Annotated in this window: 15 protein-coding genes and 1 riboswitch; of the genes, 7 read left to right on the forward strand and 8 right to left on the reverse strand. The window is 37.3% G+C overall.

Going from position 1 to position 15,921, the window contains the following annotated elements:
- The first annotated feature begins 9 nt into the window (after positions 1 to 9).
- The 6 genes from ABDZ84_RS19370 (at position 10) to ABDZ84_RS19395 (ending at position 4,583) form a co-directional block, all read left to right on the forward strand.
- The gene (locus ABDZ84_RS19370) at positions 10 to 231 is read left to right on the forward strand and encodes a hypothetical protein (protein WP_018705612.1); all 222 of its coding nucleotides are present in this window, start codon (positions 10 to 12) and stop codon (positions 229 to 231) included.
- 103 nt (positions 232 to 334) lie between these two features.
- The gene (locus tag ABDZ84_RS19375) at positions 335 to 1,486 is read left to right on the forward strand and encodes an acyltransferase family protein (RefSeq protein ID WP_221835861.1); all 1,152 of its coding nucleotides are present in this window, start codon (positions 335 to 337) and stop codon (positions 1,484 to 1,486) included.
- Between the two features lie 467 nt (positions 1,487 to 1,953).
- A complete protein-coding gene (locus tag ABDZ84_RS19380; RefSeq protein ID WP_077735385.1) occupies positions 1,954 to 2,391 on the forward strand; it encodes an RNA polymerase sigma factor in 438 nt (145 codons plus the stop codon).
- Positions 2,375 to 2,629 (forward strand): helix-turn-helix domain-containing protein, encoded by a 255-nt coding sequence (locus ABDZ84_RS19385; RefSeq protein ID WP_077735386.1) that lies wholly within the window; start codon positions 2,375 to 2,377, stop codon positions 2,627 to 2,629. The genes ABDZ84_RS19380 and ABDZ84_RS19385 overlap by 17 nt, the downstream gene beginning before the upstream one ends.
- Positions 2,630 to 3,147: 518 nt before the next feature.
- A complete protein-coding gene (locus ABDZ84_RS19390; RefSeq protein ID WP_343782679.1) occupies positions 3,148 to 3,333 on the forward strand; it encodes a DUF3173 domain-containing protein in 186 nt (61 codons plus the stop codon).
- Between the two features lie 38 nt (positions 3,334 to 3,371).
- A complete protein-coding gene (locus ABDZ84_RS19395; protein ID WP_221835858.1) occupies positions 3,372 to 4,583 on the forward strand; it encodes a tyrosine-type recombinase/integrase in 1,212 nt (403 codons plus the stop codon).
- Positions 4,584 to 4,639: 56 nt separating this feature from the next.
- Here the strand turns inward: ABDZ84_RS19395 and guaA are convergent, their stop codons facing one another.
- The 8 genes from guaA to ABDZ84_RS19435 form a co-directional block, all read right to left on the reverse strand.
- Positions 4,640 to 6,175 (reverse strand): glutamine-hydrolyzing GMP synthase, encoded by a 1,536-nt coding sequence (gene guaA, locus ABDZ84_RS19400; RefSeq protein WP_034678394.1) that lies wholly within the window; start codon positions 6,173 to 6,175, stop codon positions 4,640 to 4,642.
- Positions 6,176 to 6,506: 331 nt separating this feature from the next.
- Positions 6,507 to 6,608, reverse strand: a riboswitch (purine riboswitch).
- Between the two features lie 39 nt (positions 6,609 to 6,647).
- The gene (locus ABDZ84_RS19405) at positions 6,648 to 8,828 is read right to left on the reverse strand and encodes a transglutaminase TgpA family protein (protein WP_343782682.1); all 2,181 of its coding nucleotides are present in this window, start codon (positions 8,826 to 8,828) and stop codon (positions 6,648 to 6,650) included.
- Positions 8,825 to 10,090: a DUF58 domain-containing protein gene (locus tag ABDZ84_RS19410; RefSeq protein WP_026679860.1), complete on the reverse strand. Its 1,266-nt coding sequence runs from the start codon at positions 10,088 to 10,090 to the stop codon at positions 8,825 to 8,827. The genes ABDZ84_RS19405 and ABDZ84_RS19410 overlap by 4 nt, the downstream gene beginning before the upstream one ends.
- Entirely contained in the window at positions 10,090 to 11,049 is a 960-nt protein-coding gene (locus ABDZ84_RS19415; RefSeq protein WP_026679859.1) for an AAA family ATPase, read from the reverse strand. Before ABDZ84_RS19415 ends, ABDZ84_RS19410 begins: the two co-directional genes overlap by 1 nt.
- Before the next feature lie 686 nt (positions 11,050 to 11,735).
- Positions 11,736 to 12,878, reverse strand: coding sequence for an alanine racemase (gene alr / locus ABDZ84_RS19420; RefSeq protein WP_026679858.1), 1,143 nt, complete (start codon positions 12,876 to 12,878; stop codon positions 11,736 to 11,738).
- Between the two features lie 25 nt (positions 12,879 to 12,903).
- The gene (gene dat, locus ABDZ84_RS19425) at positions 12,904 to 13,749 is read right to left on the reverse strand and encodes a D-amino-acid transaminase (protein WP_026679857.1); all 846 of its coding nucleotides are present in this window, start codon (positions 13,747 to 13,749) and stop codon (positions 12,904 to 12,906) included.
- Positions 13,750 to 13,767: 18 nt separating this feature from the next.
- Positions 13,768 to 14,742: a pyridoxal-phosphate dependent enzyme gene (locus ABDZ84_RS19430; protein ID WP_034678392.1), complete on the reverse strand. Its 975-nt coding sequence runs from the start codon at positions 14,740 to 14,742 to the stop codon at positions 13,768 to 13,770.
- Between the two features lie 25 nt (positions 14,743 to 14,767).
- Entirely contained in the window at positions 14,768 to 15,424 is a 657-nt protein-coding gene (locus tag ABDZ84_RS19435) for a GntR family transcriptional regulator (protein WP_026679855.1), read from the reverse strand.
- 290 nt (positions 15,425 to 15,714) lie between these two features.
- Here ABDZ84_RS19435 and ABDZ84_RS19440 point away from each other — a divergent pair.
- On the forward strand, positions 15,715 to 15,921 hold a 207-nt coding region (locus tag ABDZ84_RS19440; protein ID WP_343782688.1), incomplete at its 3' end, for a hypothetical protein.

Here is a 15,921-nt window from a genome sequence, read left to right on the forward strand (position 1 = left end):
GTGTTCATCATGAAAGAAATTATCAGTGGACTTGGTCTACTTTTCGTTATACAGGGAGTAGGCGGATTAATCAATCATTTGACTAATGGGGGAAAAAGTTGGTTTTTGGTAAATTATATTGATGCGTTTCAGGGATTTGAAATTGTTATGGACATTATATTTATTGTAGTTGGCGGGATCATAGGTTTAGCCTCTTGGAAAATAGGCGGATCAACTAAAAGTGAAAATTAAAATATAGAGCAAATAGGACGGCTTATACATAGCCGTCCAGCTTGGCGGATGCTCCGTTGAGATATATTTTTAAATATTAATAGAGGGGAACATAAGAATTATTATGAATTCAAGACATATAGGGAGCTCGTCTCTCCAAAAGGAAGGTCGGTTATACTTTATTGATAACCTAAGGGCAGCTCTTACAATGTTAGTAGTGCTACATCATTTAGTGTATTTTTCCATCTATAACGAGGTATTATCACAAGGGTCTATTGGGGTTGTTATGGGTCTTCTATTCCTTGCTTTTAATCAGACTTTTTTCATGGGGACGTTTTTTCTTATTTCTGGATATTTTGTTCCTTCATCTTTTGAACGTAATGGAGCAACCCGATTTATCAAAGATAGATTCATCCGGTTCCTAGTCCCGTTTATCTTCTACGTTCTCATTCTTAGTCAAGTTCAATCAATTGAAGTCTATATGCTTAACCAGGAGCCATTTACATGGCAAACCTATTTTTCACATTTAACCTATGGCCCGATGTGGTACGTCGAGCTACTTTTCGTATTCGTTTGTTTATACGCAGTTTGGGCGAAATTTATGAGTAAAAATAAGCTATCAGTAGTTCGTCAGAGTACGCCACCCACCTACAGGATGTTTACAGTCTTTGTCATGATATTAGCAGTAGGATACTTCATCATAAGACTGTGGGTCCCTGCTCTTGATTTACCCGGTGGATCTCCCGGGGTTCAATCATTTGTTGGACTTTTTACAGCAAGCGGCTATGATCTCCCACAATATGTCGGGCTATTCATTTTGGGCATCATCGCTTACCAACGCAATTGGTTTCGAAATACTCCTGATTCTATGGGTAGAGCGGGTTTTGGAATTGCAATTGGAGCATCGATTCTTCTCCTTCCCTTAGTCTTGATATTTGGGGTAGACGGATTACAGTTTTCTGGCGGCTGGAACTGGACATCTTTGGTTTATTCTCTTTGGGAAGCTCTATTTTGTGTTGGCATCATTCTCGGATTAATCATATTCTTTCGCAAAAGAGTTTTTCATCAAGGAAAAGGTTGGAGCTTCTTGTCAACCCATTCCTTCGTGATTTACATCATTCATATACCGATTATCGCTATTGTTATTGCTGGATTGAAGGTCATCCACTTTCCACCATCCTTCATGTTTCTAGCTATGATTCTGATCACGATACCACTTTGCTTCTTGTTAGGTTATATAATTAGGCAGATTCCCTTTGTGTCAAAGATTCTTTAGGGATGGTGAGTTTTAAAGAAAAAAGAGGATACGACGATAACCATATCTGCCCTTATGCTTCTCAAAAATAGAACTAATGAGCCTTTTCTACTTTGGATTTTTATCTGAGTGCTTAAAAGTATTAATTTTATAATAATAAGTGTTACGTGGAATACCGGCAATTTTGAGTAATGCCTTCACAGGATAATCGTGACTTAGCTCATATACTACTTTTACTTTTTGTTTTGTCGTATTTTGTTTTCTTCTTGAACTAAGGCTTTCAACTTTTTCAAATAGAATTTTCCATTTAATAATATGTATAAATTTTTACTCCCACCTGGCTTATGTTCAGTTGGGCTTTTTTGTATTTAATGAATATTTTTTAAAAATATTGCTTTTATTTTTGGCATTTCATAAAAAATCTTGTTGAAGGTTATGAAAGGGGAAATCATCACCCACCTTTGCAGTTGCGAAGGGAGAGGAAATGCATGATAGAACCAGATCGTACCGAGTGGCAAGTTCGCTGTGCATTTAATGCTTTTTGTAAACGTGTATTGAAGAATGAAGCAATTAATATTTTCAACGAAAGACAACAACGACAAGCAAAGGAGATGACATTTTCTGATCTCACACCACAAGAAGAAAATCAACTCTATACCTTAGATAAGCAATATGAAGGAGAAGAAGGACAAAGTTTTCAAGTGGCTGGAAAGAAAATAACTCCGAAATTACTCGCTGAAGCGTTGCGTACTTTGCCAAAAGAAAAGCGTAAGACTGTCCTTTTATACTACTTTTTTGACAAATCAGATGTAGAAATAGCTGAACTACTCGATATTCCACGTAGTACCGTTCAGTATAGGAGGACAAGCTCTTTCAAAAGGTTAAGACGATTTTTGGAGGAACATGCAGATGAATGGAGTGATTAATTCTAATGTTGGAAACAACGAGCGTGGTTTATTGCCGTACCCAATTATTTTAGCTGCAAATAAGGGTGAGCCAGAAGCAATGAAAGTAGTTGTTCTACATTATGGAAGCTATATGACAAGCCTATCCATGCGTAAGCTCCGTGATGAACAAGGAAACACTTATTGGGGCATCGATGAAGATACACGCGAACGCTTACGAGCGAAGCTTATGCAATCTGTTTTAGCTTTCAAAATTTGAATACAGAATGGTTAGGTTTTCCCTTTCATTAATCATATATTTGTTCTTTGACAAAGAAAGCACGGAAGATAACGCTGTGCAGTATAAACTAAAAAATCAGATACATTTTACTGATGACGAGCCACTTGATTCATACGCCATGACTTTCGTTAGAAACGAGCGATAATCTATGAATCTAATGCAATCGTGGTGGATTGCTGGCGATAACCCATCAGTTAGGATAATGATACTCCTCTATCGTCATGGTTCGAGCGTTCAAAGCGTCGCAAGCTATGAGTAGGGCTGGAAGAAATACTTGCAGGGGTGAAATTCCCGTGGAGCTGCACCGGCAGCCGTCTGATTTTTGATATTCAATTTAGCAAGATAGGTTAAAGTAACTACCAAGTTATGACATTGAATCCTTTTTATTTTAGTGCAAGAGCCAAATTCACGCAACGTATTAGAATTAGTTTTATAGACGCGATATAATAATAGACAGATATCAAATAGCATATCCTAGTCTATGGAAAGGAGTTCATATGGTCACAGTCACTAAAAAAGACTTGATAGCACTAGGTTATGGTCCCTCTTTTTCAGCTGATATCATTATAGAGTGTAAAAAACTAATGATTTCAAAAGGGCATACGTATTATCAATCTAAAAAGTTAGATCGTGTTCCTAAAGAAGCTGTAGAGGAAGTATTAGGGATAACTTTAGATGTGTGATTTGTACTTCTTGCACTAATTGCGTAAGGAGTGAAATCATGACTAAAGATATCGTCAAAAAGGCAAAGAACGGAACTTATTATTTTAGGGCAAATTTAGGATATCACCCCATCACTGGCAAGCAAATTCAGAAGTATCGCAGTGGTTTTAAGACTAAAAAAGAAGCAAGGGAAGAATATTCGAGGTTACTTCTTACAAAGTCAGACGCATTAGAAGAAAAGCAAGATGACGTTTTATTCCAACATTTTATTGAAGATATTTTCTTACCTTGGTATAAAACACAAGTAAAAGGAAGAACGTACGATAATCGATTACCAACTGTAAGAAAACATTTCACTTTTTTTAATAACTTAATCACAACAGAAATTACCCCAATTCATGTTCAAAAATGGCAATTAGCGTTATCTAAAAAGAAGTATCGTTCTTCTTATATTAGAAATGTTCAAGGGTTGTTTTCTATGGCAATGGATCGAGCTGTTGTTTTAGGATTAGCTGAAAATAATCCATCAAAAATTGTAGGTAATGTGAAGAAAACAAAGACAAAAATAGACTTTTGGACAAAAGAGGAATTTGAAAAAGTCATCTCTCTCTTTTATAAGGAAGACTACTATCAACATTTTTTATTTATCTCGTTATGGTTTTTATTTATGACAGGTATGCGGATTGGAGAAGCCACTGCGATTCAATGGGAAGATATTGACTTTAACAAAGGTCTGTTATATATCGATAAAACACTTTACTATAAGAATTTGGATAATTATTCTTTTGTAGAACCAAAAACAAAGGCTAGTGTTCGTCATATTGCATTAGATGGAGATACATTAACGTTACTCCGCGAATGGAAGGACGTGCAGCAATCTGTCGTTCAAACCAATTTTGTAATGAGCTATAATGGTATCCCCACACAAAAGCATACGTTAGCGAATGCCATTACACGTTTTTCAAAAAAAGCTGGGGTTCATCGAATTAGATTACATGCTTTAAGACATTCTCACGCTTCTTTGCTTATTAGTATGGGCGAAAACCCATTAATCATTAAAGACCGCCTAGGGCATGAAGATATTGAAACGACACTTGGCACCTACGGACATTTGTATCCTAACAGTAACTTTGAAGTAGCCCATAAATTAGAAGGTATTATGTCGTACCAAACAGCAACAGAAAATGAAGATACTTCACCCAAGAATCAATTCACTGCTCGTTACCTGCGTAAAGGATTAAAAACAAATAATGCAATAACAATGCAATGAAAATAGAGTAAAGAGCCGAAACCCTTACAAACAAAGGGGTTTCAGCTCTCCTTCTACTACTCCCACTCTATCGTAGCTGGTGGCTTAGAAGTAATATCATACACAACGCGATTAATGTGCTGTACATCATTAACCAGTCTTGTTGAAACTTTTTCTAGAACGTCCCAAGGAATACGTGCCCAATCAGATGTCATACCATCTATTGAGGTTACAGCACGAATACCAATAGTGTAATCATACGTTCTTGCGTCACCCATAACACCTACACTACGGATGTTAGGAAGGACAGTGAAATATTGCCAAATATCACGATCTAATCCAGCTTTAGCAATTTCTTCTCGTAGAATGGCATCTGATTCACGGACAATCTCTAGCTTTTCTTCTGTAATTGCTCCTAAAACACGGATAGCTAATCCAGGTCCTGGGAACGGCTGACGCCAAATAATACGATCAGGAATTCCCAGTTGAGAGCCTAGTTCTCTAACTTCGTCTTTAAATAATGTATTTAATGGCTCAATTAGTTCGAATTGCATATTTTCTGGTAATCCACCAACATTATGGTGTGATTTAATCGTTTGTGCGGTTTCCGTACCACTTTCAATAATATCTGTATAAAGCGTACCTTGAGCGAGGAAGTCCATATCCTTTAACTTGGCGGCTTCATCATCAAATACATAGATGAATTCATTACCAATAATTTTACGTTTCTTTTCAGGATCATCTACACCCTCAAGCTTCGATAGGAATCGATCTTTCGCATCCACTTTAATAATATTCATATGAAAATCATCAGCAAATACTTTCATCACATCATTTGCTTCATTTTTTCGAAGTAGACCATGATCTACAAAAATACACGTCAGCTGGTCACCAATTGCTTTGTGAATTAAAGCAGCTACGACTGATGAATCAACCCCACCACTTAACGCACATAAGACATTGCGATCTCCAACTATTTCTTGGATTTTTTCTACTTCCATTTCAATAAAGTTTTCAATTGTCCAGTTGCCTGTACTTTGACACACATCAAAAACAAATTGCTTTAGTAAATGATTGCCGTATTCAGAATGGCGTACCTCCGGATGATACTGAACACCGTATAATGCCTTCTCTGGATGACTCATTGCTGCAATTGGTGTAGAAGAACTCGTTGCATCAACAGTGAATTGCTCAGGCACTTGCTTGACTTTATCTCCATGACTCATCCAAACTGTTTGTTGCTTTGGTGAATCTTTAAATAGAATAGGGTCGCCATTTAAGTCGATAAGTGCTTTTCCATACTCACGATTAACTGCCTTTTCCACTTGACCACCAAAGTGTAGAGCCATTAGCTGCATTCCATAGCAAATTCCTAAGATAGGAATATCTAATTCAAATAATTCCGGATCACATCGGAAACTGTTTTCATCATACACACTATGCGGTCCCCCAGAAAGAATAATTCCTTTCGGGTTCATTTCCTTGATTTCTGCCGCTGTAAGCTTATGTGAATGTAATTCACTATATACGCCTAACTCTCTAATTCGTCTAGTAATGAGCTGATTATATTGACTGCCAAAATCCAATACTAAAATCATTTCGCTGTTGTCCATGTGCATAGCTCCTATCTATATTTTTTCTCCGCTCGCCTACTAGTTGTCTCCTGATTTTATGATGGAATACATGAATATAAAAAAGTGAAAGAAGCTTTTAAGGCTATTCTATAACTTTGCCTACACCCATGTGCAAAAATATACATTTTTACCATATAATGAAAACTGGATTCCTACCCCATGCAAATAAAAACTACCAGTAGCTAGCTTTGTACGCTGTATCCGATTCGATACTACGTAGAGGCGCACAGCTACAAATAGCGGAAAAGGATAGCTTTTAATAACTACTATCCCTTATCTGCAAAAAGACAGAAATCCAGAAATATACATTATTCCGATCTTCTGCCTTCATAGTCAGAGCATTTACGGCGCTCCGGTAGAAACTTTCGAACCATATTATCGAGGATATACGAACGGCGATATTGATATTACTATAATTATGTTCCTATTCTACTAACCATCATGACGGAGGTCAAGCCAATATCCGTTTGATTAAATTTTTCCATAATTGCGCAAGTTCTTGTTTAGGAGCTTGCTCGTTTTGTTCTCGATAGAGCAATTCTTCATAATGATAGGTCAGCTTACGCATTTCATTTGTTTCATATTTACGATCGATTTTCATTGCATATTCTCGTAAGGTTTCATCTGGAAGTTTGCCATTTCCATTATGTGCTAATAATTTTAATAAATAATGATAGGCAATTTGATAGTTCCTTGCATTCCAATTACTTGATACTTTTCGCTTTAAGAACCAAGTTTGCCAATGGTATCTAGTACGATATCCAATATACACCATAATCACAACCAAAATAATTGGAATAATAATATATTCCCACCTCATCGAAACCTTAATTTCTTCTGGTGAAGCTCCTGCAGGTTCTACCTCTGGCTGCTCCTTTGCTTGCTCTTCTTGTTCAGGCAGCTCCTGCTTCTCTTGTTGCTGCTGTTCCTGTTCATCATCTGTTTGCATACCAGTATTATCAATAGACGTTTGAAAATCCGCTAGGTTAGAAAATCCTTGGGTCGGCTCAAAAGGCACCCAACCTATTTCTGGGAAATACACCTCTACCCATGAATGTGCATTTGCATTCGTCACTTCGTATAAATTATTTCCTGACTGTTTATCAATTAATTCTCCGCCAGTAAAGCCCTTTGCCCACCTCGCTGGGATATCAAGCGTTCGCAGAAGCACTACCATCGATGTAGAAAAATTATCGCAATAGCCTGCTTGCGATTCAAATAAAAATTGATCAACATAATCTTGGTGTTTCTCCGGAACAGGAACTTCTGTCGTTTGATAGGTAAATCCATTACTGGAGAAATACTGTTCAATTGCCTTTGCCTTATCATAACGATTCTCTTTATCTGCAGTAATTTCTTGTGCTAGTTCGCCAACCCGTTCCGGAAGGCTATCAGGGAGCTGTAAATATGAATCATAAGGGTCAGCTTGACCGGAAGCTTCTCGTAATGCGGTAATATCAAATGTTGGATAATCATAATTAATCGTATAGGTTTCCATGTTATCCATCAGCTCATAATCATCATTACGTAGCTGAATGGCTTCGGAACGTGCGTCCACAAAAGCCTCTGCAATTTTTGGATCGAGTTCTTTAAAACCATATGGCTGTAATAATTTATCAAACGAATGATTACCAAGAAACTTGACAGTTGCCTGCAACTTCTGAGAATCTACCGAATCATCGTACATTGGTGGTAACTTTTCAAATGGTATATAGTGTGGACTACCAGAAAACTCCCACCCTTTTCCCGTATACACATCCTTTGTCTCGATTCGCCAGTAATGATTTTGCTCTGCCGTTGCTTGAAAAACCGGTGTATAATCCTGGACAAATGATCCACCCAAACGTGAATCATCTTCGCCATAACCAACTTTTTGGATGAGCGAATTATTTCCAGAGCTACCAGCATTCTCTGCAGTGCTTGTAATAAATGGTACAGGGTCCGGCCATTGTGGATCAAACTTTGGAGCAGCGAATCCTACAACAGAAGAAAATAATACGGTTAAGATTAATGGCAATATCCAAACAGGCGATTTCTTCACCCAAGTAAATGGAATGGATTCTCGATCCAACTCCTTCATAAAATTAGCAATACCTAACGCAATAAAGGCAACAATGAAGGTTCTAAATATAGCAAATCCGCCATTATAGGCCGTGAAGGTGTCTAATATCGTTAAGTAAATAAATGTTAGTAAAACAAATAGCAGTATTCGTTTCATCACTACAAACCAGTAATGTAGCAGGTAGCTCATTAGCCAAATTAATAGAAGAAAAAGAACACTTCTAAAAAGTGGCGTCAAATCGTACCAGGTTTGCGCAAATAACGCTTGTACATTATATGAGATATCAAGAAATAACTGTTCAAACCACATCGGGCTTAAAAAAGTCGGATCTAGAAACAAGCTGTCAATAATAATAAATAAAGCAGTACCCTTCAATATAAATGAAATCCACCATTTTATTTGAAATAAGGAAAGACTAAAACAAAAGATACCATAAAGTATAAATATCATGATATTATTTGTATCTGTTATTTCCTGCAAAGGGTATAACCATTCTAGAAATAGCATGAAGCCACAAATATACAAAATAGAGGTGTAAAATATCGAATTACGTTGTTCCTGATTCATCATTTTCCTTTCACCTCTATTGGATTTTTCATCAACTGTTGTTGTGACAATACATGAATACGAATACCTTCAAACTGTAGTTGATGAATATAATGCTGATTAAGAGACATTTCTTTCGGCGATTGAATGAGCAAAACAATGACTCGCTTTGAACGCTGGTTTACTTTTTTAGCCATTTCATTAAAGTTATTATCAATATGGCTAGTAATAATTAAAATAACGCTCCCACTAGCTATCTTCATTCGTTCACGCTGCATCTGTAGCGAAAAGGATTGATTGCCACCAGGCTTCATTCTAGTAAGATGCTGTCTTACCATATCTGATTTTAATGGGTCATGATGTATCGGAAAATATACTGTACTAGCTCCTACTGTTAACAAGCCTATTTGAGTAGATTGCTTTTTCACATGTTCCATTAAAGAAAAGGTGACTTCTACCATTCCCTCAAACGTAACATCATTAAGATGCTCATCGGAGCAGCCATCTAATACTAGTAAGATATCCGTACTCTTCTCTTGTTCAAATTCCTTTGTCATAACCGTGTTCTTCCTAGCTGTCTGCTTCCAATCAATCCACGAAAATCGATCTCCAGGCATGTATTCTCGTATTCCTGTTGCCACATTTGTGTTATTTAATTGTAGCGCGGAAGAAGTCGTCGCGCCTTGCTCAAAGCTAATTATCTGTTCTTTAAATACCATTGGACGAGCATTTGGGTACACTACTAATACATCAGCAAGTTGAAACACATGCTCCTTTTTTACGAGACCAAAAAAATCACCAGTACGTATGCGAACAGCATTTAAATAATGCTCACCTCTAGGGACATGTTCCAATTGATAAGTAAAACTAAACTCCCGTCTAAATGCAGGAAAAATGACTTTTTTTAAAGTACGACTAATAGTTAGCTTATCAGGATTATCCATATACCGATACTTGTCATTTTTGTTATCCAATTTTCGTAACGAACTTGGAATCACTTCTTCACATATGCAATAGTACAAAGGGAAAGCCAATTTCCTACGAATCGTTATGGTCACGGACACACTCTCACCTGCCCCAACAACCGACCTAGAAAACTTCCTTGTCACCTTCCAATTTTTTATGGGATGTAATAGAAACCCTATCTGATAACAAAAAATCGGAATAAATCCAAAGAATAAGAACCAACTTACGAATCCACCCTGAAACATTGCATAAGAGAATAATAATAGGAATAAAAAGACAACAAACAGCCCATTTAGTATCATTCGCACATGAGCGTTCATTAACTAAATTCCTTCCGAATAGGTACATGAGTACTTTTAACAATGGATGAAATGATATCATCAGCTGTTACGCCATCATATTTCGCCTCTGAGGTTAATATAATTCGGTGTGCTAAAACATATGGAGCAAGAAATTTAACATCATCTGGTAATACGTAATCACGCTCCATAATGTATGCATATGCTTTTGCTGCTTTCATTAGGGCGATGGATCCTCTTGGACTAACTCCTAAATAAATAGACGGGTTAGATCGTGTACTAGAAATTAAATTGATAATATAGTGCTGGACATTTTTGTCCACATAAACATTTGTTACTTCTTCTTGTATCCCTTTTAACTCTTCTCTAGTAAGTACAGCTTCAATAGATTCAATGGGTTGTTCACGAGCATTCCGTTCTAGCATTTCAAGCTCCTCTCCAAACGTTGGATAACCCATCTTTAATTTTAAAATAAATCGGTCTAATTGTGCTTCTGGAAGTGGATACGTGCCTTCATACTCAATTGGATTCTGTGTTGCCATTACAAAGAATGGACTAGCTAGAGCAATCGTTTTTCCATCTACGGTAACATTTTTTTCTTCCATTGATTCTAGGAGGGAAGATTGTGTCTTAGGGGAAGTACGATTAATTTCATCAGCTAAGATAATATTGCCCAAAATAGGTCCGCCACGAAATTCGAACTCTAATGTTTTCGGATTATAAATAGAAACTCCTGTGACATCAGAAGGGAGCAAATCTGGTGTAAATTGAATTCTACGAAAATCACAATCTAATGATTTAGCTATTGTCTTTACGAGCATTGTTTTCCCAACACCTGGTACATCCTCCAAGAGAACATGCCCTTGAGCTAGTAGTGCTACTAAACTAAGAACAGCCGCATCCTCTTTTCCAATCATTACTTTATTTATATTAGTTAATACCTTTTCAATCTTTACGTTATATACTGCCGTACCCTGCATACCCTTACCCCTCTCTGCCAAACTGTTGTTTTCATGTAATTTAAATATTCTTTCAGTTCAATTTATACCTATTTTATGCAAATTCCCTTTACTATCCATCCCTTTATCTCTTTACTATCATGCATATCTTGCTAGTCCCTTTGTCATGACTTAAAAAGAATTGGGTGAAATTTTGCTAAAGCACATTTATAATATTTACACCTAAGGTTGATTAACTACAAAGTGAAACTTCAATCCGTGAAGTTTGGTTTATCCCCCGCTGATTGGTAGAGTACCACAAGGGGATGACCTAAAGGGCCTTTGAACCAATCAGACATGTACTGACAGTCGATCCTCTCTTACCAATATTGGTTTCACTTTATTTGAAGCGAGAGTGTTACTGCCAGTTATATGTGGGATAAACCTAATTAAATAAACATCTATTTCTAATTAACCTACTATTACTATACTAAAAAAGCCCTACTAGTGAAAGGCAGACAATTAAATAGTTTTCCTTACTAATATAAACGTTTATGACAATACTTATACCTACAAAGGTGAAAATTCAATCCGCGGGGGTTACTGCCAATTATATGCAGGATAATAGCGAGTAATAGACTAGTTGCGAATGAAATAGGAGATGGAGAAAAAAGTAGATACTCTTTTTCTATCTTTTCTATGTATCTTAGAAAAGCTCCAGCTTACTTCTATCCATCGTTTACATACACCCTTTTAATCCGACTCATTAAGCTAGCAAGTACTTCATCTATATTACTATGTATCCAATCGGCAATGTCTCTCGCTGAGATAATCTGCTCATGCTGGCTTCCGATAATAACAACTTCATCTCCTTCATGAACATTAGGAATAGCGGTCAGGTTTACAAATGTTTGATCCAAGGATATTGTACCAATTATCGGTACACATTGGCCTTTTACCAACACCAGGCCATTATTAGAAAGTAATCTTTTAAAGCCATCACCATGACCGATAGGAAGAACGCCGATCTTCTCATTCGCTTTCGTTACATATTCTCCACCATATCCTACACTAGAACCAGGCGGTAAGGACCTTATATGAATTAGCTTTGATTTTAAAGACAATACTCTATTTAACGAAATCAGCTTATCCTGTCTACGATCTGGAGTATATCCATAAAGGGCAATCCCAGTTCGTACCATATCAAGATGCATATCCTCTCTTTCAATCGCGATTGTCGAAGCACCTACATGGTGTACGGGAAAGGAATATCCAGCTTCATGGAGCTTCTTTGTCGTCTGCGTAAACAAATGAAATTGGTTTTCTGTTGTCGCCCAGTCCCCTTCATCCGCACTAGAAAAATGTGTGAATATCCCTTCCCAGGACAGCCCGGGTAAATGATAACAAGCCTTACAAAAGGAGAGTGCATCATTTGGTTCGATCCCAAATCGTTGCAGACCTGTATTTAGTTTTAGATGAACAGGCATGCGTTTTTGCTGTCTAACAGCCATCTTACTAATCGTTTCTGCTATATCTACTGAACTGATCGTTGCTGTCAAATGATGATATACAACATCCTTTGCTTGTGAGGAGGTTATAGGTGGTAGAATATGTATTGGGACATGGATACCACATTGACGGAGTAGAGACCCTTCTTCAACACTGGTCACTCCTATCCGATCTGCGCCAGCTTGGATTGCTTCCTGAGCGATGGGAACAATCCCATGACCATAGGCATTTGTTTTCACGACAGCCATCATCATACAATTTTTTAATTGTTTCTTTACCATTATTATATTATGACGAAATGCAGTAAGATTAACTTCCGCGATTGTATGACTAGCAGCTAATGTATTTACAAATTGGAACATTTTCTACCCCCCATTTACAATGAAGCTACCGTTCACTTAAGTCTTGAATAGCTGCAGCAAAACAATTGATAATCTCCCGAGTGATTTCACCAGGCTCTCCTGTTCCAATCTTATGATCATTTACAAATACAATTGGTACAATATCTAATTTGGTTGCTGAAATAAAAACTTCATCAGCCATCCGTAAATCATCTATAGTAAAGGCACACTCACGAACTGGAATGCCAGTTTCATAGCATAATTCAAGTATTTTCATTCTTGTAATACCGTTTAAAATGAAATGATTCGCTGGGTGTGTCATTACACAATTATCTTTTACAATGAACACATTAGAAGCACTTGCCTCTGTAATAATACCCTCTCGATGGAGAATAGCCTCTACCGCATTATTCTCTACTGCCTTTTGTTTGGCCATAACATTCGGTAGTAAGTTTAATGTCTTTATGTCACAACGTAACCAACGTATATCCTCCGTTATAATTGCCTTTGCTCCATTTTTCGCTTCTTCCTTCATTGTTTCTTCCACTTTTGTATAAGCAACTAATACAGGAGAAACGTTACTTGGATATTGATGCCATCTTTCAGCTACTCCTCTTGATATTTGTAAATAGACAACACCTTCCTTTAATTGGTTCATCGTTACAAGTTGTTTTAAGTTGTCCTTCAACGTGTCGATAGGACAAGGTAACATCATTTGAATTGCTTCAGCACTTCTTTTTAATCTTCTTAAGTGATCATCCAATAGAAAAAAATCCCCATCATACACACCAATAACTTCATAGACTCCGTCACCAAACTGATATCCTCGATCCTCTATATCAATAAGTCTACTTCTATCCATAATCGTTTGATTGTATAACATTTTATTCATCGCCAGACCTCCTAATGATTATTGAGAATACCTCTTTGCCAGATCTAACACCACCGATGTATCTACACGATTTCCACTAATGATAAGTACGACGTTGGAACCAATGAGAGTAGCTTTATTTTCTAGTATAGCTCCAATACTTGCCGCTGCAGCACCTTCAATAACTTGATGATGCTTATCGAGCATAAAAGCCATCCCTTTAGCAATTTGCTGTTCGTTTACTAATAAAATGTCATTTACATATTGTTGAACCATGGAAAATGTATATTGATTATTTAAACCAATACCACCAAGAAGGCTATCTGCTAGCGTATTATTTTCCGTAACTTCCATTGGCTTGCCCGCCTGCATACTCTCATACATAGCCGCTCCTCTTTCTGTAGAAACGCCAATAAGATATAGCTTCGGATTGGTTTGCTTTAATGCTACTCCAAGACCAGAATGCATACCACCTCCTGATAAGCCAGCAAGTACCGTATCTACTTCAGGCAGAGTTTCTAGCAATTCTAGCCCCATTGTTCCATAGCCTGCTATCACATACGGATCATCAAACGGATGGATAACAGTAAATCCATGTTCTCGCTGCAATTGATAACTATATTTTTCAGCGTCATCCTGTGATGTACCAATTACTTCCACACGAGCACCGGTAGATCTTAATACATCAACTTTTGCTTTGGGTACTCTATTGGAAATACAAATAACAGCATCGATATCAAGCTGTTTTGCAACATAACCAACACTAACTCCAAAATTCCCAGTGGAAAATGTAGTAATCCCCTTTGCTCTTTCCATTGGAGTTAAACTAAGGATCTTATTTGCTGCACCTCTTATTTTAAAAGAATTCGTTATATTCCAATTTTCCATCTTTAAATACACGGATTTTCCAGTTACGTCCGATAAATCATTTGAATAGACAAGTGAGGTAGGCTGAGCAATAGAAGCGATCCGTTTGCGAGCTTTCCAAATATCCAACAGGTCAACCTTTCTCATATCGCACCCTTTCCTTAATTCACTATTAGTCACTATTTCTTAAGAGTTGATCTTCCACATATGCAATATGCTGTTCCACTTGTTTTTGTACTAATTTAGCGTTCTTTGTAAGCAATGCCTCATATAATTGCTTATGTTCTTTATAATATGAGATTGGACTTGAATAATATTTGTCCAGATGAGCAACGTATACCCGAATCTGAACTGCTATCGATTCATATATTTTAATGAGTCGTGAATTACCACACCTATTAATTACATATTGATGAAATTTTAAATCTAGACCAAACAACTGGTCCCAATTTTCTTTTTGTGCTTCCAACTCCATTTCTTCAATAATGGACAGCAATTGTATAAAATGCTTTTTTTCCAAGTGTTTTAATGCTTTCACAAAAGCGTTTGTTTCAATCATTAAACGCAATTCAGTCATCTCATCTAAATCACGATTGGTAAACATAGAGACAAATGTGCCTTTACGGGCTCTGTTAACCACTAACTCCTCCTGTTCAAGAATCTTCAATGCCTCTCGCACAGTACTTCGACTGACATCAAATCGCTCTGCAATATCCGTCTCAATCAGCCGATCGCCAAATCCAATTTTCCGTATTAAAATATCTTGGCGAAGTTGTTCAGCAATCAATTCACCTAAAGACTTTTTTAGTAATACGCCATTATCATTCATTGATATTAACTCCTTTTTTTACCTCTTAGAAATGTGTCGACAAGTACATTAGTATTTAGTTAGAGGGGGAATAGAGTGAAACTTCCATCCGGTTTTTACTGAAACATATACGTACAAAGACTACATTCGTCACGTCCTGTGGCAACGCCTTTGTGACCTACTTCCATGTAGGCCCGAACCAATCGGACATTTACTGGCAGTCAATCCCACACTTAGCTATATTGGTTTCTCCTCATTGCTTGAGGGGGCTTACTGCCAGTTATATGCGGGATAAAGTGAGACTTCCATCCGTGGGGAAGTTTGTTTATCCCCACGGATGGTTAGACGAACCAATCGGACATTTACTGGCAGTTGACCCACACTTAGCTATATTGGTTTCTCCTCATTGCTTGAGGGGGCTTACTGCCAGTTATATGCGGGATAAAGCGAGACTTCCATCCGTGGGGAAGTTTATTTATCCCCACGGATGGTTAGACGAACCAATCGGACATTTACTG

This window comes from Virgibacillus salarius (assembly GCF_039521925.1).
GTDB lineage: Bacteria > Bacillota > Bacilli > Bacillales > Amphibacillaceae > Virgibacillus > Virgibacillus salarius.

Coding starts and splice junctions, on each gene's coding strand:
- dat (WP_026679857.1), bottom strand. CDS start 13,749: ATGAATAAAATGTTATACAATCAAACGATTATGGATAGAAGTAGACTT.
- ABDZ84_RS19390 (WP_343782679.1), top strand. CDS start 3,148: ATGGTCACAGTCACTAAAAAAGACTTGATAGCACTAGGTTATGGTCCC.
- ABDZ84_RS19415 (WP_026679859.1), bottom strand. CDS start 11,049: ATGCAGGGTACGGCAGTATATAACGTAAAGATTGAAAAGGTATTAACT.
- ABDZ84_RS19375 (WP_221835861.1), top strand. CDS start 335: ATGAATTCAAGACATATAGGGAGCTCGTCTCTCCAAAAGGAAGGTCGG.
- ABDZ84_RS19380 (WP_077735385.1), top strand. CDS start 1,954: ATGATAGAACCAGATCGTACCGAGTGGCAAGTTCGCTGTGCATTTAAT.
- ABDZ84_RS19385 (WP_077735386.1), top strand. CDS start 2,375: ATGAATGGAGTGATTAATTCTAATGTTGGAAACAACGAGCGTGGTTTA.
- ABDZ84_RS19435 (WP_026679855.1), bottom strand. CDS start 15,424: ATGAATGATAATGGCGTATTACTAAAAAAGTCTTTAGGTGAATTGATT.
- alr (WP_026679858.1), bottom strand. CDS start 12,878: ATGTTCCAATTTGTAAATACATTAGCTGCTAGTCATACAATCGCGGAA.
- ABDZ84_RS19430 (WP_034678392.1), bottom strand. CDS start 14,742: ATGAGAAAGGTTGACCTGTTGGATATTTGGAAAGCTCGCAAACGGATC.
- ABDZ84_RS19405 (WP_343782682.1), bottom strand. CDS start 8,828: ATGATGAATCAGGAACAACGTAATTCGATATTTTACACCTCTATTTTG.
- ABDZ84_RS19410 (WP_026679860.1), bottom strand. CDS start 10,090: ATGAACGCTCATGTGCGAATGATACTAAATGGGCTGTTTGTTGTCTTT.
- ABDZ84_RS19395 (WP_221835858.1), top strand. CDS start 3,372: ATGACTAAAGATATCGTCAAAAAGGCAAAGAACGGAACTTATTATTTT.
- guaA (WP_034678394.1), bottom strand. CDS start 6,175: ATGGACAACAGCGAAATGATTTTAGTATTGGATTTTGGCAGTCAATAT.
- ABDZ84_RS19370 (WP_018705612.1), top strand. CDS start 10: ATGAAAGAAATTATCAGTGGACTTGGTCTACTTTTCGTTATACAGGGA.